Consider the following 1038-nt stretch of genomic DNA (forward strand, 5'->3'; position numbering starts at 1 on the left):
GGTTCCGTTGCCAATCTTACTCATCAACTGTTCACGACGTTCTTTATATTCGGTTTGTGGAATCATCCTTAGTTATTGGTTAGTTGTTAGCTATATTTCTTTTTAGCCCAACCCCACCTAGATAGAACTGGTTAATGGCAATTTTACCGTATAGGTTGTACCAACTCCGACTTGACTAGTTAAGGTAATTTGACCACGATGCAAATCCACAAACTTGCGGATCATGCCTAACCCCATTCCTGAAGAAGACATAGAACCAATATTACTAGCTCGGAATAACGCTTCAAATAATTGTCCCTGACTTTCGGGCACAATCCCACTGCCTTGGTCTTTTACCTGGAACACAATTTGGTTATCTTCACAAAACATTTCCAAAGCAATCATACTACCCTTCAAGGAGTAATGAGTTGCTAAGGTCAGCAAATTGCTCAAAATTTGCCGTAGGATTTGTTCATCCAGCTCAACTAGGCCAGGGGAATCCTGAGGAATCAAACCGATAGTATAGCGCTTTCCCACCATGATTTGGTACTCTTCCACTAAACTGCGGCAGAATTCAACCACATCTACGGGCACACAGTTGAGCTGGAGTTCACCGGATTCAGCCTTGCTTAAGGTCAGAACATCTTCCATAATTCGAGTCATTCGCATCACTGATGATTGAATCCGATACAAGTTTCTTTCTTGTTTGTGCGGTGACAACTTGGACCCGTATTTTTGCAGCAGTTCAGCAGCAGTTAAAATAATCGATAGGGGAGTGCGAAACTCATGGGAAATCCTAGCGATTAGGTCAGATTTCAGTGCCCCTAGTTCTTGTACTGCAGACAATAGTTGACCCGCTTGAGCTTCAGCTTGTATGCTAGCGCAAGCTTTGCCTGGCAATTTGACTCTTTCTACTGCCAATAATTCTGGTTTTTGCTGTTCCCTGATATTCCACAGCACAAGAACTACACCCTTGATGGTACCATCTTCTTCTGTAATCGGGGAAGCACTATTTCCCACGGAGATCTTGCTACCGTCTTTGGCAATCAAACCTATGCC

The 1038-nt window shown here is 43.4% G+C and carries 1 protein-coding gene; it reads right to left on the reverse strand.

Translation table 11 applies throughout. The features are described 5' to 3' along the window. Positions 1–117 precede the first annotated feature (117 nt). On the reverse strand, positions 118–1038 hold a 921-nt coding region (locus F6K53_RS45260), incomplete at its 5' end, for a HAMP domain-containing sensor histidine kinase (RefSeq protein WP_293087725.1).

Source organism: Moorena sp. SIO4A1 (genome assembly GCF_010672065.1).
Classification (GTDB): Bacteria; Cyanobacteriota; Cyanobacteriia; order Cyanobacteriales; family Coleofasciculaceae; genus Moorena.